We start from the raw sequence: 24176 nt of genomic DNA on the forward strand, positions 1-24176 counted from the left end.
AGTGGGGTGGAACTTAAGGAGCAATAAACGTTGCTGTCATCCTGCCCGTCGATGTGAATTTACCCGAAAACAAGCCCTTAAAGCACGAACACAAGACGCATATCTTTGCAACAGAGGATTTGTAAACGGATCGGCTGACGGTAACGTAACAAGCAACAGTGCTTTTAACCCCCAATTCGGAACCCGGATGCTTTCCAGAAAATTCTTGAACGTCACTTCAAATTCACTGATCGCAATAGTGATGCTCGCCGGCTGCGACAAGCTGGCGGCTTACAACCATTGGCAAGCTGGCGATTTAAAACCTGACGTCGCAGCACTTTCCTATGGCCCGGATGATCGACAGGTTCTGGATCTTTACCTGCCAGAGCAATCCATGCAGCCGGCCCCACTTCTGGTCTGGTTTTACGGTGGTTCTTGGGATTCCGGAGATCGCGCCAAATATGCCTTTGTCGCCAAACGCTTCAACGAGCTTGGTTATGCCGTTGCGATCCACGATTACCGACTGGTGCCGGATGTGCATTTCCCAGCCTTTATCGAGGATGGGGCGTCGGCGGTTGCCTATGTAAAACAGTATGCTGCGCAACATCCCGAGCAGATCAAAGATGGCCCCATCATGCTGGCTGGTCATTCTGCCGGGGCGTACAACGCCGTTCAGATGGTTTCTGATCCGGTCTATTTGAAGGCGGTTGACCTTGATCGCAGCGCCATCGCCGGGATTATTGGCCTTTCGGGGCCGTATGATTTTTATCCCTATGATGTTGCAGCGACCCAAAACGCATTTGGCGATACACCCGCCAGTGAAAGCCAGCCGGTCGAGATGGATCTGGCGCATATGCCGCCCCTGTTGCTGGTGACCGGCACGCGTGATCACACCGTTTATCCAAGAAATTCGCGCCGACTGGCGGAGCTGGCACCAAAGGCGGAGCTTGTTGAAATCCCGGACACCGGGCATGCCGGAACGCTGATTGCGCTTGGCTTCTATCTGACAACCGATGAACAGGTTTTGGCACCGGTCAAACAGTTCGTCAGAGAACATCTTCCAACAGGGAAGCAATAAAAAAGCGCGCGTCCCGAAGGAGGCGCGCTTTTCTTAATTTCATCGGCTTTTGATCAGCTCAGCTGGCCATGGCAATGCTTGTATTTCTTGCCAGATCCGCACGGGCAGGCCTGGTTACGGGCAACACGACCCCAGGTCGACGGATCGTTGGGGTCAACATTGCTTGATGCCTGACGCGACTGAACCGTTGCACTGTCAGCGCCCTGCTCGGCTGCTTCAAGTTCATCACGGTTTTCGTGCATTTCCTGCTGCGGACGCCGTGCCTCAAGGTCTTCGGGGCGCGGGGTCGACTGCAGTTCGACATGCGACAGCATCTGGGTCACGCGTTCGCGCAAGCCCACAAGCATGGCTTCAAACATGTTAAACGCTTCGCGCTTGAACTCGTTGAGCGGGTCACGCTGACCATAGGCGCGCAGGCCAATGCCCTGACGCAGGTGATCAAGTGCCAGAAGATGTTCTTTCCACGACTGATCAAGCAGCTGCAGAACAAGGCTTTTTTCAACCTGGCGCATGATATCCGCACCATAGTTGGCAACCTTGGCCGCCATTTTCGCATCAGACGCCTTTTCAAGGCGTTCGCGCATGACTTCCTGATCAATGCCTTCTTCCTTGACCCAATCAGAAATCGGCAGATCAAGCCCCAGAAGGCGGGTGACTTCTTCGTGCAAGCTGGTGACTTCCCACTGCTCCGGATAGACCTTGGCCGGGCAGTATTTGTCGACCATATCTTCGATGACTTCGGCGCGCATGTCGGCGACGTCATCGGCGACATTTTTGGCCTGCATCAGATCGCGGCGCTGTTCATAAACGACCTTACGCTGGTCATTCATGACATCATCAAACTTCAGGACGTTCTTACGAATATCGAAGTTCCGTGCCTCGACCTTTTGCTGGGCTTTTTCCAGCGCCTTGTTGATCCATGGATGGTAAATTGCTTCACCTTCCTCCAGACCAAGTTTCTGGAGCATGCCGTCCATGCGCTCAGACCCGAAAATACGCATCAGGTCATCTTCAAGCGACAGATAGAATTTCGATCCGCCCGGGTCACCCTGACGACCTGAACGACCACGAAGCTGGTTATCCACACGACGTGATTCATGGCGTTCGGTACCGATCACAAACAGACCGCCAGCCGCCAGAACCTTTTCCTGATCGGCTTTGACCTCTGCCTTGATCTTTTCGATCGCGGCTTCGCGTTTGGCTTCGTCGGTGACGTTGGCCAGTTCGTGTTCAACGCGCATTTCAACGTTGCCGCCAAGTTTGATGTCGGTACCACGACCGGCCATGTTGGTTGCAATCGTGATCGCGCCCGGCGCACCGGCCTGTGCCACGATCAGGGCTTCGCGTTCGTGCTGCTTGGCGTTGAGAACTTCGTGCGGGACTTTCTTCTTTTTCAGAAGGTCGGACAGGATTTCCGATTTTTCGATCGAGACCGTCCCGACAAGGGCCGGCTGACCGCGTTTGTGGCAATCTTCGAGCTGCTCGGAGATCGCGATCCACTTTTCTTTGGCGGTCCGGTAGATCTCGTCATCGGCATCGATACGGGCAATCGGGCGATGGGTCGGGATTTCGACAACCTGAAGGTTGTAGATTTCCTCGAATTCCTCGGCCTCGGTCATTGCCGTACCGGTCATGCCGGCAAGGGTCGGATACAGACGGAAATAGTTCTGGAAGGTGATGGATGCCAGAGTCTGGTTTTCGTTCTGGATCTTTACCTTTTCCTTTGCCTCAAGCGCCTGATGCAGGCCATCGGAATAGCGGCGGCCTTCCATCATACGACCGGTAAATTCATCAATGATGACGACCTTGTCGTCCTTGACGATATAGTCGGTGTCTTTCTGGAACAGCTTGTGCGCACGCAGCGCCTGATTGACGTGATGGACAAGATGAACGTTGGCAACGTCATAAAGCGTGCCTTCGGTCAGGATTTCCATTTCCATCAGAAGCTGTTCGGCGTGTTCGGTCCCCTCTTCGGTCAGGGTAACCGCGCGCGCCTTTTCGTCCTTTTCATAGTCTTCTTCGACCAGTTTCGGGATCAGCGCATCAATCGCGCGATAGAGCTCCGAACTGTCTTCGGCCGGGCCGGAAATGATCAGCGGGGTACGGGCTTCGTCAATCAGGATCGAGTCGACCTCATCAACGATGGCAAAGTTGAATGGGCGCTGCACCATGTCTTCGAGACGGAACTTCATGTTATCGCGCAGATAATCAAAGCCGAGCTCGTTATTGGTCGCGTAGGTAATGTCGCAGGCATAAGCTTCGCGGCGCTGGTCATCTGTCATGCCATGCATGATCACACCGACCGTCAGACCCAGGAAACCGTAAACCTCGCCCATCCATTCGGCGTCGCGGCTTGCCAGATAGTCGTTGACCGTGACCACGTGAACGCCCTTGCCTTCAAGCGCGTTCAGATAGACCGGAAGGGTTGAAACAAGGGTTTTACCCTCACCGGTTTTCATTTCGGCAATTTTGCCAGAGGTCAGGACCATGCCACCCAAAAGCTGCACATCATAATGACGTTCGCCGCGCACACGTTTGGACGCCTCGCGGATGGTGGCAAAGGTATCAGGAAGGATGTCAGTCAGAGTCTCGCCATTCTTGAGACGGTCGCGCAGCCAATCGGTACGGGCGCGCAATTCATCATCAGAAAGCTTTTCGACTTCGGGTTCCAGGGCATTGATTTGCTCGACCGTGGCCCGCAGGGCTTTGACTTCACGATCGTTAGCTGAACCGAAAATTTTCCGGGCAATAGCGCCGAGCATTAATACGTTCCTGAACAAATAAATTAAGACACAATGAGCACCGGCAGAAAGCGGAGCCCGATCACAGATAGAACCCTGCCTGCCATCTGTCAACGGAACGAACCAATATCGGGAATGAAGAGCGGGAAATTACCGTTTATCGCACCGGATTGCCGCCAAATCCGTGCATCTTCACATTGTCGTTTAACTGTGTTGATCCATTCTTGCTTGAGAAATACGAAGAATGGTCGTATTATTTTCACCATAGTTTTGCACCCTAACAGAGCATGTAGCTCGTTTTGGCACGCGGGAAAGTCCCGAAGACGCTGCCAAATCAAGTCCTCAGGAGGAGGATTATGGTCGATTTCTCAGCACTTAATCCGTTTCGACAGGGCCAGTCTGCCCTGCAAGATGCGCGTCAGCCTCTTGGCAAAACCAATCCGGATGCCAACGACACTGCCGCGCAGTCCCGTCCTGATGGGCGTACCCGCATTGATCCGGTCGCGTTGTCTGATGATGCGCTTGCCGCACATAATGACAGCCAGAAGCTTGCCCCCGCGACGGGCAAATCACTTTCCTCCGAGCCACTTAGTACTGACGCGCTGTTCGAGCGCGCGCTTGATGCGTCGCTTGAACTGATCCGGGGCAGTGTCGAGGAAATGTTCGCACTGTCAGGCATGTCAGAAGAAGACGCGATTGCCGCGACCGACGCCATGTTCAATGGCATTCGCGATGCCGCCAGCGGCCAGGACCAGTTCGAGTTTTCCTTTGATCAGGCCATCGCCAGCCACAGCAAAACCGCCATTTCCTATGCCGGTGCCAATGGTTCGGCGGTTGGTGTATCCGAGTCCGCGATGATGGCGGTTCAGTCACTTGATATCAGCATCAATAATGATACCGGCGAATTCTCGTTTAACTACCAGGCCGCCAAGGTTGAAGTTGTCCGCACCGAGGCCGTTGCAATTGGCAACAGCATGGGGGCGGCCCTTGGCGCACTTGGCAATGTCATGGATGGACTGGGCGGCGGTTCGCTGGTTGACGTGCTTGGCAACCCGGCCAGTGCCGAGAATGGCGGGCTTCTGTTTGATATCAACGACAACGGAGTCGCCGAGTTTATCCGTGAACTGATGAATGCAACTGTCGGATCTGACGAGACCGCGAACGAAGGCGAAGATGGCGCGACGGCAGGTGCCGCGCAGACCAATGGTCAGGCGATTGCCGCCGAACGTATGGCCGCACTGAACGCCCAGATCACCGAACAGTTCATGGAACAGGCAACCCTTATTGTCCGCAGCATCAATCAGCCCGCACCGGATGCCGGTGAAGGCAGCGGTCCGCTGCAATTGACCGTTGATATGATGATGCCGATGGGCCGCTTTGGTCAGGATGACGGCAATGCCACCTTCACCTTCCCGAATGGTGAAACCGTGCCTGTCATTGACCCGACACAGGAACAGGATGTTCTGATTTAACTGCGACGGGATGTCCTGACCGGCATCCCGCAGCCCTTCAGGAAGGAGGCGCTGAATTATGTTTGACCCGAACATGGTCACCTCACAGCAAACCGCCAATGCGGGCATGGATGCCTATGTTGGTGCACATGCAGCAGCCAAGACTGCTGCCGAAAACGTTGCCGCTCCGCAAATAAATACGGAGCAGATGAGCAAGGTCCAACGCGCAATTGCAGATCAGGTTGATCTGAGCGCGAAAGCCAACGAAAAGCTTGAAGAAGAAACTGAGCAGCCATTTGCCCATTTGCCGGTTTTTGAAGTGCAAACCAACGCGCTTGATGTCCTGAGCGCTGTCAAACCAGCCATTCAGGATGCACAGGGCCGAATGAACAATGATGCCTTCATCATTCTGTCGATGATGGGAGTTCCGCCCGAAAAAGCACGTCAGATGGCATCTGATATGGCGGATGGTCCACTCGGCGATGTTGCGATCAGCGGTGTTGACGGCGTACCTGACAGCATTTCGGTGGAATCACTCGTATCAGGGATTGCGTCGGGCGACATAAGGGCCGATGCCGGTTCCCTGCAGATGATATCCCAAGCCGTCAATATTGACCTCACCCAGATTCAGGGGCGCTCTTCGGGCCGGATGGATGGCGCTATTTCCGTGTCCGAAATCAAGGCCAAGATTGAATTTGTCAGCATCGAAATCCGGCGGATTTACCAGCAGGATCCGCTTATTCTTGACCTTGATGGCAATGGCATTGATGTCACCGATGTTGCCAACGGCACCCAATTCGATATTGATGGCGATGGCGACCAAGATCAAACCGCCTGGGTCAGTGGCGGGGATGCGTTGCTTGCGCTTGATCGTAATGGGGATGGCAAAATCAACGACGGCACCGAATTGTTTGGCGACCAGAACGGCGCAAAAGACGGCTTTGCCGAACTGGCCAAGTATGACGACAACCAAGATGGCGTGATTGACGAGAACGATGCCGTGTTCAGTTCGCTTGTTTTGCTGCGCGCAGATGGAAGCCAGACTGATCTGGCAAGCGAAGGGATCAAATCGATTTCGCTGACCATGATCACACCGTTGGACGAACGCCTTGTTGGCGGTGATCTGGTGGCCAAATCCGGCTTTACCCGTGCCGATGGTTCGCAAGGGATGGTCGGTGAAGTGTTGTTTGACGTTGAGGCCTGAACCCCACGCGAACACCACCGCCCGAAGCATCAAAATTTCACGTAATTGTCGCCAAGTCCTCACCACCCTTGGCGGGTGATACCCGGATGCGCCCAAAAGCGGGCGTACAGGACGGCATCACAACATGCAGACAAGCAAATTTAGGTTCTTCACATTTTGGACAGATTGCTTTGTCAAAAGGTGCGTCATCCACGGCGAAGCCTTGTGCAGGCACCACTTATGTGTTTTACCCGTGGACAGAGGCACCGGGCACAAGCCCGTCTGAAATTAAAGTCTGGAGAAACTATGCTGCGCAAATCCCTTCTTGCCGCGTCCCTGGCAACCGTCATTTTTGCATCCCCTGCCATGGCGCAGGACGCTGCACCGGCAGAAGATCCGGTGCTGGCGACGGTCAATGGTGAGGAAATCCTTGAGTCCGAAGTCCGCGCAACCCAGCAGGGCCTGCCGCAACAGTATCGCCAGCTTCCGTTTGAAATGCTCAAGGCCGATCTTCTGACCCGCGAAATCAACCAGCGCCTGCTGATGAATGCCGGCAGCGAAGCCGGTCTGGCCGATGACGCAGAAGTCAAAGAACAGATCGCCGCCCTTGAACGCCGCCTGATCGCAGAAACCTATCTTGATCGTGCGCTGAATGACGCGATCACCGATGAGGCAATCCAGGCAAAATACGACGAATTCGTCGCTACCAACGAGCCGGAGCCGCAGGTTCACGCCCGTCACATCCTGCTTGAAAGCGAAGAAGACGCAAAGGCCGTCATCGCCGAACTGGACGATGGTGCTGACTTTGTCGAACTCGCCAAGGAAAAATCTACTGGCCCGTCCGGCCCGAATGGTGGTGATCTTGGCTTCTTTAACCGTGCAGACATGGTCGCACCGTTTGCCGAGGCAGCCTTTGCGATGGATGCAGGCACCTATTCCAGCGAGCCGGTTCAGACCCAGTTCGGCTGGCACGTGATCAAGGTCGAAGAGAAAAAAGAAGGCACCCAGCCGTCGCTTGACGAAGTTCGTCAGCAGTTGGTGGCTGAAATCAGCCGTGATGCCTTCACCGCACTTGTTGAAGAGCTGCGTGCCGATGCCGATATCGTCAACAATGTCGAGATCGAAGCTGAAAAAGCAGCAGAAGAAGCTGCCAAGGAAGCACCGGCTGAATAATTCGGATAACAGGGCGATCAACCTGCTCTAAGTCTTTCCAACATCATCAAACGGGGTGCAGCCATTGGCTTCGCCCCGTTTTTTGTAGATCATTTTTGATCTTGCAGATGCATTCTGGCGCTTGCTTTTCGTCACCGTTGCGGCAGGATGGGCCTACTTCTCCAATAAAGGAAACTGCACAGATGGTTGCGACTGCCATTTCCCCGCTTGCCCCTGCGGCATTCCCCGATCTTCCGGCTGTTGCCGGTGTCAAACTGCACACCGCAACTCTTGGCATTCGCTATAAGGGGCGCCCGGATGTTCTGTTGGCAGAACTTGAACCCGGCACCCAGGTTGCTGGCGTCTTTACGACATCGACCACCGCATCGGCTGCGGTGCGCTGGGGACGCGAAGCGCTTAAAGGTGGTACCGCACGTGCATTTTTCGTAAATGCAGGCAACTCGGTCGCCTTTACCGGCAAGGCTGGCGAGAAGTTCGTCGCTGACAAGGTCGAAACAGCCGCCAAGGCGCTTGGCTGTGACAAGACTGAAATCTTTACGGCTTCGACCGGTGTGATTGGCGAACCGACGACGGCAAACCGCATTACAGATGCCATGGAAGACATCCTTGCCAATGACGCAAGCTGGTTGGATGCCGCCAAGGCAATCATGACCACCGATACCTTCCCCAAGGGGGCCTCGGCCACCGCCACCATCAATGGCACCGAAGTGACCATTGCAGGCTTTGCCAAGGGATCGGGCATGATTGAGCCGAACATGGCGACCATGCTGGGCTTTGTCTTTACCGATGCAGCCTTGCCGCACTCTGTTCTGCAGGCACTGCTGGCTGATTGCAACAATCGCAGCTTCAATGCCATCACCGTCGATAGCGATACCTCGACGTCTGACACCGTTCTTCTGGCGGCGACCGGCAAGGCGGGCAATGATACCATTTCGGACGTCAATGATCCGGCATTGGCCGGTTTCAAAACGGCACTTGAGGATGTCTTGCGTGATCTGGCCCATCAGATTGTGCGTGACGGCGAAGGTGCAACCAAGTTCATCACCGTCAATGTCACCGGTGCGGTGAGTGAAAAAGAAGCCAAGATTGCCGCCAAGGCCATTGCCAACTCCCCGCTGGTGAAAACTGCCATCGCCGGTGAAGACGCCAACTGGGGTCGTATTGTCATGGCGGTTGGCAAATGCGGCGTGACGGCAGACCCGAACAAGCTGACCATTTCAATCGGCGGCATCGCGCTGGCCAAGAATGGCGAACGGGTCGAGGATTACGACGAAGCCCCGGTCGAAGCCCACATCAAGGGCCAGTATATCGACATTGATGCCGATCTTGGCTTTGGCGATGGTACGGCCACTGTCTGGACCTGCGATCTGACCCATGGCTATATCTCGATCAATGCGGATTATCGCAGCTAGGCACCCAATCGCCGCGAACAATCAAAAACGCCGCCTTCGATAAGGGCGGCGTTTTGCGTTTCACGTAAATGCCGGGCAAAGACTATTTCTTGCCGGGAATATAACCGTTCAGGATCAGGCCGACATTCGCACCTTCAAGTTCGGCATTGCTGAGGTCCGTCGCCCCAAAGGCCACACCGGCAATATTGGCCTTGGTCAGATTGGTGCCGTTCATCTGCGCTTCGTCAAAGACCGAGTTGCGCAAGTCTGCCTGTTCGAAATTTACATCCGTCAGATCTGCCCGCCAGACAGTTCCGGTTTTCGCGCCCTTCTTGTCGCGCTGCTCGATCCCGCCGAATTGAACACCCTGAAAAATCCCCTCAGAGCAATCGGAATTGGCCATACGAACGCCATCCATAACTGCGCCATTCATGCGGACCTTATGCATGTCGGCTTCGCGCATGGAACACATGGCAAGAATGGTATCGACAAACAACGCCCCGCGCAGAATGCATTTGTCAAACACGGCCCCGGACAAATCCATGCCCGAAAAGTCCATCCCCGACAGATCACGCCCGGCGGCAATCATCGGCATGCCGGTTTTACCACCTGTGGAAAGCCATTCGCTATGGCCATTGACCAAATCACGGATGTCATCATTAAGCGGCGCAGTTGGCGCCCCGCCACCGATGGAATGGGATGTATTGGCCTGCGTCAGGTCAACATCCTTCATGTCGACATTGCGCAGGTTCGCCCCGCTCAGATCTGCGCCAACCAGTTCGCATCCGGCAAGCTTGGCCCCCTTGAGATTGGCATTGCGCAGCTTCGCCCCGTTAAGGATACAGCCGGTCAAATCTGCACCTTCGAGGTTAACAGCAAACATGTTGGCGTCGCTCATATCGGTATGGGCAAGACGCGACCCGGACATATTGGCGCCGGCCATGTTTGATCCCCACATCATCGCGCCTTCAAGATCGGCATTGGACATGTCGGTTGCTTTTTTGACCGTCCGTTCCTGCGCACCTTCGACCACCACCATGATGCCTGCACGCAAATCAATGCCGCTGAGATTGGCATTGCGCAAACTGGTGCGTGCCATGTTGGCACCGCGCAGGTCGGCGCGCTCGAATGTTGATCCTTCAAGATCGGCTTCAACAAAGTTGGCGCCAAACAGGTCACAGAAATCAAAGCATACCTCGCGCGCGGATGCCTGAATAAAATTTGCCCCCGGAAGCACGGCTTCTTTCAGGCTGATCTTGTTCATCTTGATGCGGGAAAGATTACAGTTGCGCTTTTGCATGCGCACGCCGCCCGGCTTTTGATTGAGATAAAGTTGATGCTTCTTGATTGAATCAATCAATTCAGAACGCGACGACATACAGAAGGAAACCCCAAGATTCTAAATTAGATTTTTATTATTCTGATTTATAGAATGCAGTTGTTCGTCTGCAACGCAACATGTTTAAGACATTGCGCCTTATCGAGACCGTTTTGGTCCGTAGAAAGTAGGGGAAAACTATCCGGATGCTTAGTAAGCAGTCTTACGGCAGGGTCGGATTTTAGACCTTTCCGGGGATAGTGCCGGTCAGAATCGAGCCGACATTGGTGCCCTCAAGATCAACGTCGTTCAGGTCCGTTTCGCCAAAGGCGACACCTGAAATATTGGCCTTGTAAAGCTTCGCCGCTTTCATCTGCGGCTCATCAAATACCGAGTTCCGCAGATCGGCATACGAAAAATCTGTTGATTGCAAATCTGCGCGCCAGACTTCGCCTGTTTTCTGTCCCTTGGCGTCTCGCTGTTCAACACCACCAAACTTGACCCCCTGCAATACGGCCTTGCTGCAGTTGGCAAAGGACATCCTGACACCATTCATGATCGAACCGCTTAGACGTGCGCGGGTCAAATCCGCGTTGCGCATTGATGCCATTACGAGAATGGTATCAACCAGCAAAACACCCCGCAGGATGCAATCATCAAAGCAGGCTGCCGACAGATCAAAACCGGTAAGATCAAGCTCTGTCAGATCACGCCCTGTGACATCCAGCCTTGCCCCCGATGCGCCGCCACTTGTCAGCCATTCGGTATGGGCGTTGAGAAGAATACGGATGTCTTCAGGCAACGGGGTTGCTGACTTGCTGCCAATCGAGTTTGAGGTATTGGCCTGCGACAGATCGACATTGGACAAATCAACATTGCGCAGATTTGCACCGGACAAATCCGTTCCAAGCAAAAGCGTGTCCCTGAGCTTTGCCCCCTTGAGGTTCGCATTCTTGAGCTTTGCGCCTGTAAGGTTGCACCCTGACAAATCAGCACCCGCAAGATTTACGGCAAACATGTTGGCATCACTGAGATCGGCATCGGCAAGCCTGGCACCGGACATGTTGCTTTCTGCCAGATTGGCGCCAGACATAATCGACCCCTGAAGGTCGGCATTCGCAAGATCGGTAATACGCTTGACCTGTTTTTCGCGCCCGGCATCGACGATTACCATTACACCGGATCGAAGGTCGGCACCTTTCAGATTGGCGTGACGCAATTTTGCGCGCGCCATATTCGCGCCGCGCAGATCGGCGCGCATGAAGCTTGACCCTTCAAGGTCAGCCTCGACAAAGTTTGTGCCAAACAAGTCACAGAAATCGAATTTTACGTCGCGGATTGCGGCCTGAATGAAATTGGCACCGGGAAGCACGGCATCTTCGAGACTGATTTTGCTCATTTTGATTCGCGAGAGATTGCCATTGCGCAAATGCAATCGCTTTCCACCAGGCTGCTTCATCACATAGAGCTGATGCTTCTTGATGGCATCAACCAGTTCCGTTCGCGTTGTCATATAGTGGATCGTACTCCCGGCCGATCAGGAACGGCTTGTATTCACGAAGATTTTGAAATCATTAAAATTGTAGGCATGGTTTGCACCGCACAGTCTGACAAATTATGACAATCACACCAGAAATAACGACGACATGGGTATATCAACACACAGTCGCTATACGATTGTATGGTTTCCTGTTGTGCATTTTGGATCTGACACCCGATCATTCCACTCAGGACGGCAAAAACATCGGAAAGGTGTTACGCTGTCTTGGTCGAGTCGTTCAAATCGGCGGTTCGTGATCTTTCGATCTTGCAGGGCACTTCGGCTGCCCCCATCTGAACAGTGTTTCGAAAAGTATCGGTTCCAATGCACCACATTCTTTTTGTCGATGATGATTCCAATATTCTGAACGGGTTGCGCCGACGCCTGCGCAGTGCCCGCCCGGCGTGGAACCTGCATTTTGCCAATAGTGGATCTGAGGCCATCGACCTTGCCGAGAACAAGGATTTCGACGTCATTGTTTCAGATATCCAGATGCCCGGCATGGATGGCGTCACCTTGCTTGAAACCTTACAGAAAACCCATCCTGACGCAGTTCGGATCATTCTGACCGGCCATGCGGATAATGCGTCCTATCTGCGCACCATTGGCCCGGCCCATCAGTTCCTGAGCAAGCCGTGCGATCATGAGACCCTGATCGAAAGCATTGAAAATGCCCTTGGCCTGCGGCAGTTGTTGTGCAGCCCCGAACTTCGAACCCTTGTCGCAGGATCAAAAAGCCTGGCATCGCCGCCTGACACCTATATGCGCCTCGAAACGGCCTTTTCTGATCCCAATTACTCGCTTGATACCATCAGCAAAATCGTCGAATCCGATATCGCGCTGACGACAGAAGTTCTGAAACTGACCAATTCTTCCTATTTCGCCGTGACCCAGAACGTTTCATCGGTCGCGCATGCCGTGCGCATGCTGGGAATGGAAACGCTTAAGGCTCTTGCCCTGTTTGTCGGGCTTTATCGCGGATTTGATGGCCCGGCCAGTCAGGCGGCAAACCTCAAACGCCTGTGCCACCGATCCCAGCAAATCGGTGTCACAGCCGCCCTGATTTCAGAATATGAACGGCTGCCACGCGAAATTTGTCATGCAGTCCCATCCATCGGGATGCTCAGCCACATTGGCAGCCTGATCCTTTACACCAATCGGGCGGATGAAATGCAGGCGGTTGTTGAACGGGTCGAAAAAGAAGGCATTTCGATTGATCAGGCCGAGAACGAACAGTTTGGTGCCGGACATGCCGAAATCGGCGCTTACCTGTTGGGGTTATGGGGTTTTCCGGCGCCCGTCATTCAGGCCGTTGCCTATCACCACCGCCCGATGGATTTGGCGCATCAGGAAATGACAGCGTTAACCGCAATCTATGTTGCGCAACATCTGACCCGCGAGATTGCGGATCGGGATGCGGGACTGAATGTGGATAGCAGCATTGATACCGACTACTTGTCGAGTATCGGCAAGGATGGCCATCTCGAAGAGTGGGCCAACATTGCCGCCGTTGTTTCAGACAAATATCGCGAACTGACCAACAGCTGATCACACGCATCCATTTGCCCCGTCAGTAAAAAAAGCGGCAAAAGGGTCACTACCCTCCACATATGCGGACTATCAAAGATCCTTTGCAGGCCCCATGTATCAACCATGGAGCACACGCATGAGGTGAAAATGAGCGTCATCCTTTTTGTCGATGATGACAAAAACATTCTGGACGGTTTGCGCCGCCGGTTACGCTCGGTCCGGTCCGGCTGGGAGTTGCATTTCGCGCATGACGCGGAAAGCGCCCTGGCGGAGGCTGCCGAAGTGGAACCCGACGTGGTCGTTTCCGACATGCGCATGCCCGGAACCGATGGTGCTGCGCTTTTGACTATCATGCAGGAAAGACACCCGCATAGCGCGCGGATCATTCTGTCAGGCTTCGCCGAGGAAGAAGCCATTCTGCGCACCGTTGGTCCGGCGCATCAGTATCTGGCCAAACCATGCGATGATCAGTTGCTGATCGAGACGATCGAAAATGCCCTTGATCTGCGCAATCTTCTGACCAATCCGGAATTGCGTGGACTTGTTGGCGGGATCGACGCGCTTGCCTCCCCGCCGACGACCTACACCAACCTTGTCAAAGCCTTGGAAAACCCGCTGGTCAGTAACGAACAGCTGACAGCCATCGTTGCGTCCGACATTGCGCTAACAGCCGAAATTTTGAAGCTGACCAATTCAGCCTATTTCGCGATCAGTCAGAAAATCACATCAATCTCACAAGCCATCCGCATGATCGGTGTCGATACGCTTAAGGCACTGGCATTGTTTATCGGCCTGTTTCGCAGTTTTGATGGCCCCAAACCGGCGGTAACGCGGATGATGCAACTGTGCCGGCGCAGTCAGCAACTTGGCGTTATTGCAACCCTGATCGCAGAACAGGAAAAACTTCCCAAAGAAGTGGTTAGTGTCATGGCAGCGATTGGCATGCTGAGCCACACCGGCAGTTTGATCCTTTATGCCTATCGCGCCGATGAAATGGCCGAGGTCGTCAAACGGGTCGAAGCCGAAGACATTCCGATTTACGTCGCCGAGCGCGATCAGTTTGGCGCAGCACACCCGGAAATCGGTGCGTACCTTTTGGGTCTTTGGGGCTTTCCGAGTGCGATGGTGCAGACCGTTGCCTATCACCACCGCCCGCAAGACACGCCGCATACGGAAATGAATGCGCTGGCGACCATTTATATTGCGCAGCATCTCGCACGTGAAGTCGCGATTGAGCAACGCACCGGCACCGCCCCGGAAAGCCGTATTGATATGGAATATCTTGATCGGCTGGGCAAACGCGACCGCCTGCCGGTATGGCGTGAAACTGCGCATGTCGTGGAAGAGAAATACCGCGAGATGGACATGTAAGGGAGAGAGATGATGCCACAGAATCCCCCCGTACTCTTCGTTGATGACGATGAAAACCTGTTGATGGGCCTTAAACGCAAATTGCGCGGCAGGTTCGACTTTGACACGGCCGTTGGCCCACTGCAGGCCCTTGAAAAGATCAAGGCTGGCAAGAAATACGCCGTCTGTGTCGCAGACATGCGCATGCCCGAAATGGATGGTGTGCAATTGCTGGCCGAAGTTGCCAAGCTCAGCCCCGATACGGTCAACATGATGCTGACCGGGAATGCCGATCAGCACACTGCCGTCGAGGCGATCAATCGCGGGCATATCTTTCGATTTTTCAACAAGCCGTGCGAAGACGAAGACCTGATTGCCGGCGTCAATGCGGGCTTGCGCCAGTATCAGTTGATCACGGCTGAAAAGGCCCTGATCGAACAAACTTTGGCTGGCAGTGTAAAGGTCCTGACAGAGGTTCTCGCCCAGCTTAATCCGGCGATCTTTGGCAAGGCGATGCGCGCCAAGATCTGGTGCGATACCATTGCCAAATCCATCGGTTATCCGCACCCGTGGGAGTTGGGCCTGGCCGCACTGCTGGCACCGATTGGCTATGTCTCGTTGCCGCCGGAAATCCTTGCCCGCCTGGGCGAAGACAAACCCCTGCAACCGCTTGAACGGGATATTGTTCGCCGCACGCCCGAGGTTGCGCAAAGACTGATTTCCAATATCCCGCGTCTGGAACAGGTCGCTGGTATCGTCTATCTGCAAAACCGCAACTTTGACGGATCAGGCTTCCCGGCCGAAGGTCCGGTCGGCGGTGACATTCCGCTGGGTGCCCGCGTGCTGCGGATTTTCAATGACCTTGGCAAGCTGGTGGACAGTGATCTTGTGGTCAAACAGCATTTTGACGAATTGCGCCAGAAGCCCAATCGCTATGACCCTGATCTGCTTGATCAGATTGAGGGGATCCTTGCCAAGGAAGATCCATCCTATGACAAGGTCGCCTACCCCAAAGGGACCGAGCACGACATTTACCTGAAAAACCTGCGGATCGGCGATTTCCTTCTGACTGATATCGAAACGCGCGACGGGCATGTCTTGCTGACCCATGGCAATTTCGTTTCGGAAATCCAGATCCAGCGGTTGCGTGTGTTTCAGGAACTCCATCAGTTTCATGAACCCATTCGCGTCCGCCGCGGCGGTCACGATCCAGATGCTCCTGCCGGGGAGGCCTCATGACCGAAGACCAGGCCAACATCGAAGCACCAAAAATCCTGAGTGGCGGCGCTGAAGCAACATCTGGCGAGGATTTGCTGCAAGCCGCACAGGAAATAGACGCACCGGAAGAAATCCGCGCGCATTTCCTAGCGCTTATGAATGAGCAGAAACGCCGCAAGCAGGAAACCACGCAGCGGTTAAAAACGATCCTCGACAGTGTTGTTGAAGGTATTCTGATTATCGATGCCACAGGGATGATTCACGACTTCAACAAATCAGCGGCCGAAATCCTGCGTGCAACGGGTGATGAGCTTCTGGGCACCTCGGTCGATGTCATGTTCATCGACCGCAAGGCCACGGTTCGCCACAAACTTCTGAACCGCTGCATCAATATCAGCAGTGGTGTCCTTAAATATGACTATACCGAAACCATGGCCCAGCGTCTGGATGGCGACACGTTTCCGATGGAAATCATCGTAAGCCCGGCCAATTTCGGATCGGAAATGAGCTATCTGTATATTTTCCGTGACATTACCCGGCGCAAGAATGCGGAAGTCGCCCAAAAGAAGCTTGAAGAAGACCTGCGCGAGGCGCTTAAGCTGGAAGCGATTGGTCATCTGGCAGGCGGCATCGCGCATGAAATCAACACGCCAAGCCAATATATCCGCGACAATCTGAAGTTCCTCAATGACAGCTATGGGTCGCTGTCACGCATGCTGGGGCTGGCGTTGCAGACCTTGTGGAAGAACCGCATCCATCTGCCGCCCAACACGTTTGAGGATTTCGCCCGCCAGATGCGCGATTCCGATCTTGAATTCCTGCTTGAGGAAATCCCGAATGCGACCCAGCAGTCGCTAGATGGCATCAATCAGGTGGCGCGCATTGTGCTGTCGATGAAGGAGTTCTCCCACCCCGGGGGCACGGAAAAAACCACGACCGATATCAACCGGGTTCTGTCAAACGTGATCGTGATTTCGCGCAATGAATGGAAACATAATGCCGACATCACCGAAAAACTTGATCCGGAAATTCCGCATATCCCGTGTCATATCAACGAGGTCAATCAGGTCTTCCTGAACCTGATCGTCAATGCCGCACAGGCCATTCAGGCAGCAAACCGCAAACCCGATGAAGGTCATATCACGGTCAAGACGACGTCCCTTGATGACAGTATCCTGATTTCGATTTCCGATAACGGAACAGGTATCGCCAAGGAAGACCGATCCAAGGTGTTCAACCCGTTCTTCACCACCAAGGAAGTTGGAAAAGGGACCGGACAGGGATTGTCGATCACCCATGACATCGTCACGGTTCGACATGGGGGGAGGATCTGGTTTGAAACCGAAATGGGCAAGGGAAGCACATTCCACGTTCTTCTGCCTGCCGAGGATAGAACCGGAAACAAGCCTGAGGAAAAGTCTGAAAAAGCCTGAGCGTATTAGCGCGGTGCAAACAGGATAATGCCGGCACCAATCAGACAGACAACAAGCCCGGTTATGTCCCAGCGGTCCGGCATGCTGCGTTCAACCGCCCACATCCAGAAGATTGATGCGGTAATGTAGATCCCGCCATAGGCCGCATAGGCCCGCCCGGCAAAATCGGCTTCAACCCGTGTCAGAAGCCAGGCAAACACGATCAGGGATGCGATACCGGGGATCACCCAGAAAACGGACTTCCCCGATCGCAACCAGGCCCAAAAGGCAAAGCATCCGGCAATTTCAGCAATGGCTGCAAAGATATAGGCCGCGATGCTTTGCATCTGTTCCCCAATTCAGTCGATCAGAAGGCGGGGCGCAGATCGCCTGCATATTTGCCCGCCCAGTTGGTCAGGACCGGGGTCAGGTAACTTTTCAGGACCTCGGCATTGGCGTCATCAATCACGCCATGTTTGCGCAAGATTGCCCCCATCGCAACCTCTGCCCCGCGTTGGGTGCCATCATCGATTTTAAGCGCCACACCGAGCCCCTGTTTGGGGAAGGCTGCGCAATACACGCCCTCTGCACCGACTTTGACCAGCGCATCCTCACCGCATTCTTCCATGATGCCGGTGCAAAAACGCCCGGTTCCAGCCACCATGAACGGGGCATTTGCACATCCCCTGCGGATGCGTTTGATGGCATCAACGCGTTTTTCATCAAGTCCGGCCGGATCGGCCATCCGGGCCATGGCAAGCCCCAGATCGCGCAACCGCATGCCAATCACCGGAATGCCACAACCATCAATACCGCGCGGGGTGGAGGACAAATCGCAATCGCCCATTTCCTCAAGCACCTTGATCAGGCGCTGCTGAACCGGATGGGCTTCTTCGATATATCCCGTCGGGTCTTCACCAAGTTGCTGGACGGTCGACAGGAACCCGGAATGCTTGCCAGAGCAATTGTTATGCGCCTTGGTCAGGGTGACATGATCGGATGCCTGTTTGATGCCCGCAGCTTGGCTAAGCGAATAATGCGGCGCACATTCAAGGGTATCGACCGAAAGACCGATCTTTTCGAGCCACGCCTTTACGGTTTGGGCGTGTTCTTCCTCGCCATTGTGCGATGAACAGGCAAGCGCGATGTGTTTGTCCTCAAGCCCGAATGCCTCGACAGCCCCGCTTTCCAAAAACGGAATGGCCAGAAGCGGCTTTATCGCCGAACGCGGATACATCAACGCATCAATATCACCACCCTGGTCAACCACGGTCCCATCAGCTTTCATCACCACATAGCGACCACGATGGAAACTTTCGACCATGTCGCCACGGGTGGCTTCAACAAGAATCGGATTGGCAGCAAGGGATTGTGGCATTACGCGGAGCTCCGGGATTTGATCGGCTTGGTCTTGGACGTGTTCATAGACTTGGGGGCGTACACCCTGATCATGCTATGCCCGAAATATGGGAACCAAGGCAAGCAAGACCAGCCTTCGCAGATATAAAAAAACGCCCTGCCAGATGCAGAGCGTTTATCATCGCAATGTCGTGATTGAAGCGCTTAGCAGGCGCTTATGGAGTTGCCGAGAACACGGTTGAGCTGTTCAAGAACCACTTTCGGGCTGGCATCCTTGCTGATGAAGTCAGCAGCACCAAGCGCATCAGCCTGTGCGCGGGTATCGGCATCATAATGGGCCGAGAAGAAGAACACCGGCACATTTTCGCTGTTGGGATAGCGGCGGCGAATCTCGCAGAAGGCTTCAAAACCGCTCATGCCCGGCATTTCGATATCCAGAATGATGGCGTTGGGGCACATGCCGTCCAGCTGATCAATCAGATCATCGGCACAATCAAAACCGGCCACGTCATATCCTGCCCGACGCAACACTGTTTCAAGGGCTGCCTTGGCGCTGGGACTGTCGTCGGCGAACGCAACAAGTCCATCAGGACAAAATTGCGATGGCATGGCGCGAAGCGCGTTCATGGATGGTGATACTCCGAGAATTGGGACAAGCCCAAATTGCCAGATGAAAATGTCAAATTGGTTAAACACGCCAAATTTTTGCCACGCAATGTTCTGCCTTCACCCCGCTTTGGAACCTTTGCCGCGAAAGTATAAGCCCGCAATGATCGCGGCCACGCAGCGCACACACAGCAAGCAAGCCAACAAAACTCAATGTCTGCGAAGACATAACGTTACGGAAACCTGATCTGTAAGGGGGCTTATTCGCCTAAATAGGTATTTCCATGCCTATTTACGGAATTAGGGACAGGTGCTATAAACCGCCATGTCGCGAATGTGACCGGAAAACATGGTCGGGAATCCGGTGCGGCCCTGCCTTACGGCGTTATGGCCAAGCCCGGAACTGCCCCCGCAACTGTAAGTGCAGAGCAATTTTTCAAGGCTTTTGCGCGAGTCAGGATACCGATGATGTTTTCTTGGTACGAAATGGGCCGGGCGGGGTGTACCGGGTACTGGGAATCCGTAGTAGAATAAAATTTGGAAGCGTTCCGTGCCCCGACCCATATGGAGTCGCAGACAGGCCGGAGCCAACCAAGCCGGGAGAAACCATGTCCGACCCGCTAAAGCTCGCATCAGAATTTCCATCCGCTGATTACGCAAGTTGGCGCAAGCTTGCCGAAGAGGCGCTTAAAGGCGCGCCGTTCGAAAAGAAACTTGTGACAAACACGCTTGATGGTTTTGCCGTTCAGCCGATCTATACCAGCGACGATCAGGATGATGCGACCCGGTTGATCCACGAAGTTCTGAATGCCACGGTCGAGCCGCGCGAAACTGTCACCGGCTGGGACATCCGCCAGCTGCACACCCATCCCGATCCCAAGGCAACCAACGCCGCGATCCTTGAAGACCTTGAAAATGGCGCGACCTCGGTCACGCTCAAGCTTGATGCCGCTGCACGCAATGGCCGGGAAATCAGTTCTGCCGAGGTTGGTGTTGATGGCATCGCCATTCATTGTCTGGCGGATCTCGATGCCGCCCTTGAAGACGTTTATACCAACCTAGCCACCATCGGGCTTGATGCCGGTGCGGCGGGTGTTCCGGCAGCTGCCCTGTTGGCTGCCCATATTGCAAATTCCGAGGGTGCCGACGAAGCAGCACCGGCCTTTAACATGGATCCGATTGGCACCCTGGCTACGACCGGCAACCTGCCCTGTGGCGCACAGGATGCGGTTGATCACGCAGCCAATGTTGCGGTTGAGCTGATTGATCTGTTCCCGCTGGCGACTGCGATTTCGGTCAATGGGGCCCCTTACTATAATGCCGGTGCCACCGATGGTCAGGAACTCGCATGCCTTCTGGCAAGCGGGGTGACCTATCTTCGCGCCCTGACCAATACCGGAATGGCGGTTGATCAGGCCGCCGGTGCAATGGTGTTTAACGTCGCCATCGGCACCGACTTCTTTGCCGGGATCGCCAAGCTGCGCGCCCTTCGCATGATGTGGAGTCGCATCCTTTCGGCATCGGGTGCCGAGGATGCGACAATCACGATCAATGCGGTTTCGGCCGAAATGGCGATGACCAAGGTTGATCCGTGGGTCAATATGCTGCGCACCACGGTAACCAGCTTTGCTGCCGGTCTTGGCGGGGCGGATAGTGTGACCTGCTTGCCCTATGACCATCTGATTGGCCTGCCTGATGGCTTTGCGCGGCGCATTGCGCGCAACACCCAACTGATCCTGCAGGAAGAAAGCAACGTGCACCGGGTCATTGATCCGGCGGGCGGTTCGTGGTTCATTGAAAACCTGACCAAGGAACTGGCGAAAACGGCCTGGTCGAAATTCCAGTCGCTTGAAAAATCGGGCGGCATTCTAAGTGCACTTGCCAATGGCAGTCTGAAAACCGAGATCGAGACTGTCTGGAACGCACGCGAAAAACGCCTGTCGACGCGCCGTGATCCGCTGACCGGTGTTTCGGAATTCCCCAACATTACAGAAGCCAAGGTTGAATGCGAAACACCCGACCTTGAGGCGATCGTTGCTGATGCCAAGTCCCGCCAGACCAAGTTTGATGGCACGGTCGGCACGACACTTGCGTCCATGATAGAAGCCGCACGTAACGGGGCCACCATCGGCCATATGTTTACCGATCTTTATGGCACCAGTGCCTCGACACGTATCGGTGCTTTGCCAGCCCATCGCCTTGCCGAAAGTTACGAGGCGCTCCGCAAGCGTTCCGATGCACACAAGGCCAAGACCGGCACCTTCCCGCAGGTCTTCCTGGCCAATCTTGGCAAGGTCGCCCAGCACACCGCACGCGCGAGTTTTGCGCGCAACTTCTTTGAAGCTGGCGGCGTTGAGGCGATCAGCAATAACGGCTTTGCCGATGCGGATGGCGTTGCCAACGCCTTTGCCGAGAGTGGGGCAAAAATCGCCGTTATCTGTGGCTCGGACAAACAATATGCCGAAATGGCGACAGACGTTGCCAAGGCACTTAAATCCAAGGGTGCCAGCCTTGTTTATCTTGCTGGCAATCCCGGCGATGCCCGATCCGACTACGAGGCTGCTGGCATTGATGAATTTGTCTTTGTTGGTGCCGATGTGCTTGGCATTTGTGGTACCGCGCTTGATCATCTTCTTGGCGCACAGGGGGAGAAATAACCATGACCCGCATTCCTGATTTCTCTGACCTGCCACTGTTTGATGGCGCTTCTGCCGGGGCCAAAGACCCGTTTGACAGCACGCCTTGGACGACGCCTGAAGGGATCGATGTCAAATCATCCTATGGCCCCAAGGATCTGGATGGCATTGATCACCTGGGTACCATGCCGGGCATGCCGCCATTTTTGCGTGGCCCCTATCCGACCATGTATGTGCAGCGTCCCTGGACGATCCGCCAATATGCCGGGTTCTCCACCGCCGAAGAATCCAACGCGTTCTATCGTCGCAACCTGGCTGCTGGTCAAAAAGGCCTTTCGATTGCCTTCGACCTTGCCACCCACCGTGGCTATGACAGTGATCATCCGCGTGTGGCCGGTGATGTCGGCATGGCCGGTGTGGCGATTGACAGCATCTATGATATGCGAACCCTTTTTGATGGCATTCCGCTTGATGAAATGTCGGTTTCCATGACCATGAATGGCGCGGTGTTGCCTGTCATGGCGCTTTATATTGCGGCGGCTGAAGAACAGGGTGTGAAGCACGAACAGCTTTCGGGCACCATTCAGAACGACATCCTCAAAGAATTCATGGTGCGCAACACCTATATCTATCCGCCGAAACCCTCGATGCGGATCATTTCGGACATCTTTGCCTTTACCTCGCAAAACATGCCGAAATTCAACTCGATCTCGATTTCCGGCTATCACATGCAGGAAGCAGGGGCGACCGCCGATCTTGAGTTGGCCTATACGCTGGCCGATGGCATCGAATATGCCCGGGCTGGTCAGGCCGCTGGCCTTCCGATTGATAAATTCGCGCCGCGTCTGTCGTTCTTCTGGGCGATTGGCATGAACTTCTTCATGGAAATCGCCAAAATGCGCGCGGCCCGCATGATCTGGGCCAAGCTGATCAAACAATTCGATCCGCAGAACCCGAAATCATTGTCTTTGCGCACACACAGCCAGACATCGGGCTGGTCGCTGACAGCCCAGGACGTGTTTAACAACGTCATCCGGACTTGTGTTGAGGCGATGGCATCAACGCAAGGCCACACCCAGTCGCTGCATACCAATGCACTGGATGAGGCATTGGCATTGCCGACCGATTTCTCGGCCCGGATTGCACGTAATACGCAGCTTTTCCTGCAACAGGAAAGCGGCACCACCAATGTCATCGATCCGTGGGGTGGTTCGTACTATGTCGAACGCCTGACACGCGATCTGGCCGAAAAGGCATGGGCCCATATCGCCGAGGTCGAAGAACAGGGCGGCATGGCCAAGGCGATTGAAGCCGGCATTCCGAAAATGCGCATCGAAGAAGCAGCTGCCCGCACGCAGGCCCGGATCGATAGCGGCCGCCAAAGCCTTGTCGGTGTGAACAAATACCGTGTCACCGATGATCGCCCGGTTGATGTGCTTCAGGTCGATAACGCCGAAGTCCGCCGTCAGCAGATCGCCAAACTTGAACGTCTGCGGGCCGAGCGAGACAACCCTGCTGTTGAAAGTGCCCTGACTGCACTGACCAATGCGGCCGATGGTGGCAATGGCAACCTGCTTGAACTGGCTGTCGAAGCCGCGCGTGCCAAATGTACGGTTGGCGAGATTTCCGATGCGCTTGAAAAGGTCTATGGCCGTCATCAGGCCGTGATCCGATCCATCTCGGGTGTTTATAAAACAGAAGTCGGTGCGGATAATGAGGCGCTGGCCAAGGTCGATCGCCTGATCACAACGTTTGAAGAAAATGAAGGTCGCCGTCCGCGTATCCTGATCGCAAAGATGGGTCAGGATGGTCATGACCGTGGTCAGAAGGTGATTGCAACTGCCTTTGCCGATCTTGGCTTTGATGTCGATATTGGCCCGCTGTTCCAGACCCCGGAAGAAGCCGCCAAGCAGGCGGTCGAAAACGATGTTCATATCGTCGGTGCAAGTTCGCTTGCCGCCGGTCACCTGACCCTTGTACCGCAGCTTCGCGCCGAGCTCGATAAACTCGGTCGTGATGACATCATGATTGTTGCCGGTGGCGTGATCCCGCCGCAGGACTTCGACAAACTGTTCGAAGCCGGGGCAGAGGCGATCTTCCCGCCCGGAACGGTCATTGCCGAAGCCGCAGGCGACCTGCTAGAAAAGCTTAATCAGTCTGGTGAGGAAGCGGCTTAACGGCCCCTTCCTGTCAAGGCTCAACGCTTTGCTG

General features: G+C 54.7%; 17 protein-coding genes and 1 riboswitch. Of the genes, 11 read left to right on the forward strand and 6 right to left on the reverse strand.

Annotation, left to right across the window (positions count from 1 at the left end; translation table 11 throughout):
• The first annotated feature begins 241 nt into the window (after positions 1-241).
• Positions 242-1057 (forward strand): alpha/beta hydrolase, encoded by an 816-nt coding sequence (locus HED22_RS08565; RefSeq protein ID WP_254869905.1) that lies wholly within the window; start codon positions 242-244, stop codon positions 1055-1057.
• Between the two features lie 53 nt (positions 1058-1110).
• On the opposite strand, the gene secA is transcribed toward HED22_RS08565, so the two are convergent.
• Positions 1111-3819 carry a preprotein translocase subunit SecA gene (gene secA, locus HED22_RS08570; RefSeq protein WP_167721125.1) on the reverse strand — a complete coding sequence of 903 codons (2709 nt, stop codon included), beginning with the start codon at positions 3817-3819 and terminating at the stop codon, positions 1111-1113.
• 335 nt (positions 3820-4154) lie between these two features.
• Between secA and HED22_RS08575 the strand changes: the two genes are divergently transcribed.
• The 4 genes from HED22_RS08575 to argJ all read left to right on the forward strand — a co-directional run bounded on the left by HED22_RS08575 (position 4155) and on the right by argJ (position 9017).
• On the forward strand, positions 4155-5270 hold the full coding sequence (locus tag HED22_RS08575; RefSeq protein WP_167721127.1) for a hypothetical protein: 1116 nt from the start codon (positions 4155-4157) through the stop codon (positions 5268-5270).
• A gap of 58 nt (positions 5271-5328) precedes the next feature.
• Positions 5329-6453 carry a hypothetical protein gene (locus HED22_RS08580; RefSeq protein WP_167721129.1) on the forward strand — a complete coding sequence of 375 codons (1125 nt, stop codon included), beginning with the start codon at positions 5329-5331 and terminating at the stop codon, positions 6451-6453.
• 285 nt (positions 6454-6738) lie between these two features.
• A complete protein-coding gene (locus tag HED22_RS08585) occupies positions 6739-7605 on the forward strand; it encodes a peptidylprolyl isomerase (protein WP_167721131.1) in 867 nt (288 codons plus the stop codon).
• A gap of 182 nt (positions 7606-7787) precedes the next feature.
• A complete protein-coding gene (gene argJ, locus HED22_RS08590) occupies positions 7788-9017 on the forward strand; it encodes a bifunctional glutamate N-acetyltransferase/amino-acid acetyltransferase ArgJ (RefSeq protein ID WP_167721133.1) in 1230 nt (409 codons plus the stop codon).
• Between the two features lie 82 nt (positions 9018-9099).
• On the opposite strand, the gene HED22_RS08595 is transcribed toward argJ, so the two are convergent.
• Both HED22_RS08595 and HED22_RS08600 read right to left on the reverse strand, forming a co-directional pair.
• Positions 9100-10374, reverse strand: coding sequence for a pentapeptide repeat-containing protein (locus HED22_RS08595; RefSeq protein ID WP_167721135.1), 1275 nt, complete (start codon positions 10372-10374; stop codon positions 9100-9102).
• Between the two features lie 181 nt (positions 10375-10555).
• Positions 10556-11827 carry a pentapeptide repeat-containing protein gene (locus tag HED22_RS08600; protein ID WP_167721137.1) on the reverse strand — a complete coding sequence of 424 codons (1272 nt, stop codon included), beginning with the start codon at positions 11825-11827 and terminating at the stop codon, positions 10556-10558.
• A gap of 351 nt (positions 11828-12178) precedes the next feature.
• Here HED22_RS08600 and HED22_RS08605 point away from each other — a divergent pair, with 351 nt between their 5' ends.
• The 4 genes from HED22_RS08605 (at position 12179) to HED22_RS08620 (ending at position 17385) form a co-directional block, all read left to right on the forward strand.
• A complete protein-coding gene (locus HED22_RS08605; protein WP_167721139.1) occupies positions 12179-13402 on the forward strand; it encodes a response regulator in 1224 nt (407 codons plus the stop codon).
• A 129-nt stretch (positions 13403-13531) separates the two neighbouring features.
• The gene (locus HED22_RS08610) at positions 13532-14755 is read left to right on the forward strand and encodes a response regulator (protein WP_167721141.1); all 1224 of its coding nucleotides are present in this window, start codon (positions 13532-13534) and stop codon (positions 14753-14755) included.
• A 12-nt stretch (positions 14756-14767) separates the two neighbouring features.
• Positions 14768-15973: an HD domain-containing phosphohydrolase gene (locus HED22_RS08615; RefSeq protein WP_167721143.1), complete on the forward strand. Its 1206-nt coding sequence runs from the start codon at positions 14768-14770 to the stop codon at positions 15971-15973.
• Entirely contained in the window at positions 15970-17385 is a 1416-nt protein-coding gene (locus HED22_RS08620; RefSeq protein ID WP_167721145.1) for a nitrogen regulation protein NR(II), read from the forward strand. Before HED22_RS08615 ends, HED22_RS08620 begins: the two co-directional genes overlap by 4 nt.
• Before the next feature lie 5 nt (positions 17386-17390).
• Here HED22_RS08620 and HED22_RS08625 read toward each other — a convergent pair whose 3' ends face one another.
• The 3 genes from HED22_RS08625 to HED22_RS08635 form a co-directional block, all read right to left on the reverse strand.
• The gene (locus tag HED22_RS08625) at positions 17391-17711 is read right to left on the reverse strand and encodes a YnfA family protein (protein ID WP_167721147.1); all 321 of its coding nucleotides are present in this window, start codon (positions 17709-17711) and stop codon (positions 17391-17393) included.
• A gap of 20 nt (positions 17712-17731) precedes the next feature.
• Complete coding sequence (locus HED22_RS08630) at positions 17732-18742, reverse strand: asparaginase (protein WP_167721149.1); 1011 nt, start codon at positions 18740-18742, stop codon at positions 17732-17734.
• 185 nt (positions 18743-18927) lie between these two features.
• On the reverse strand, positions 18928-19350 hold the full coding sequence (locus tag HED22_RS08635) for a two-component system response regulator (protein ID WP_167721152.1): 423 nt from the start codon (positions 19348-19350) through the stop codon (positions 18928-18930).
• Positions 19351-19646: 296 nt separating this feature from the next.
• A riboswitch (cobalamin riboswitch) is annotated at positions 19647-19815 on the forward strand.
• A gap of 122 nt (positions 19816-19937) precedes the next feature.
• Here HED22_RS08635 and HED22_RS08640 point away from each other — a divergent pair.
• Both HED22_RS08640 and scpA read left to right on the forward strand, forming a co-directional pair.
• Positions 19938-21986 carry a methylmalonyl-CoA mutase family protein gene (locus HED22_RS08640; protein WP_167721153.1) on the forward strand — a complete coding sequence of 683 codons (2049 nt, stop codon included), beginning with the start codon at positions 19938-19940 and terminating at the stop codon, positions 21984-21986.
• A gap of 2 nt (positions 21987-21988) precedes the next feature.
• Positions 21989-24142: a methylmalonyl-CoA mutase gene (gene scpA / locus HED22_RS08645; protein WP_167721155.1), complete on the forward strand. Its 2154-nt coding sequence runs from the start codon at positions 21989-21991 to the stop codon at positions 24140-24142.
• Positions 24143-24176: the final 34 nt, after the last annotated feature.

The organism is Thalassospira sp. HF15, assembly GCF_011806525.1.
In the GTDB taxonomy this organism is placed as follows: domain Bacteria; phylum Pseudomonadota; class Alphaproteobacteria; order Rhodospirillales; family Thalassospiraceae; genus Thalassospira.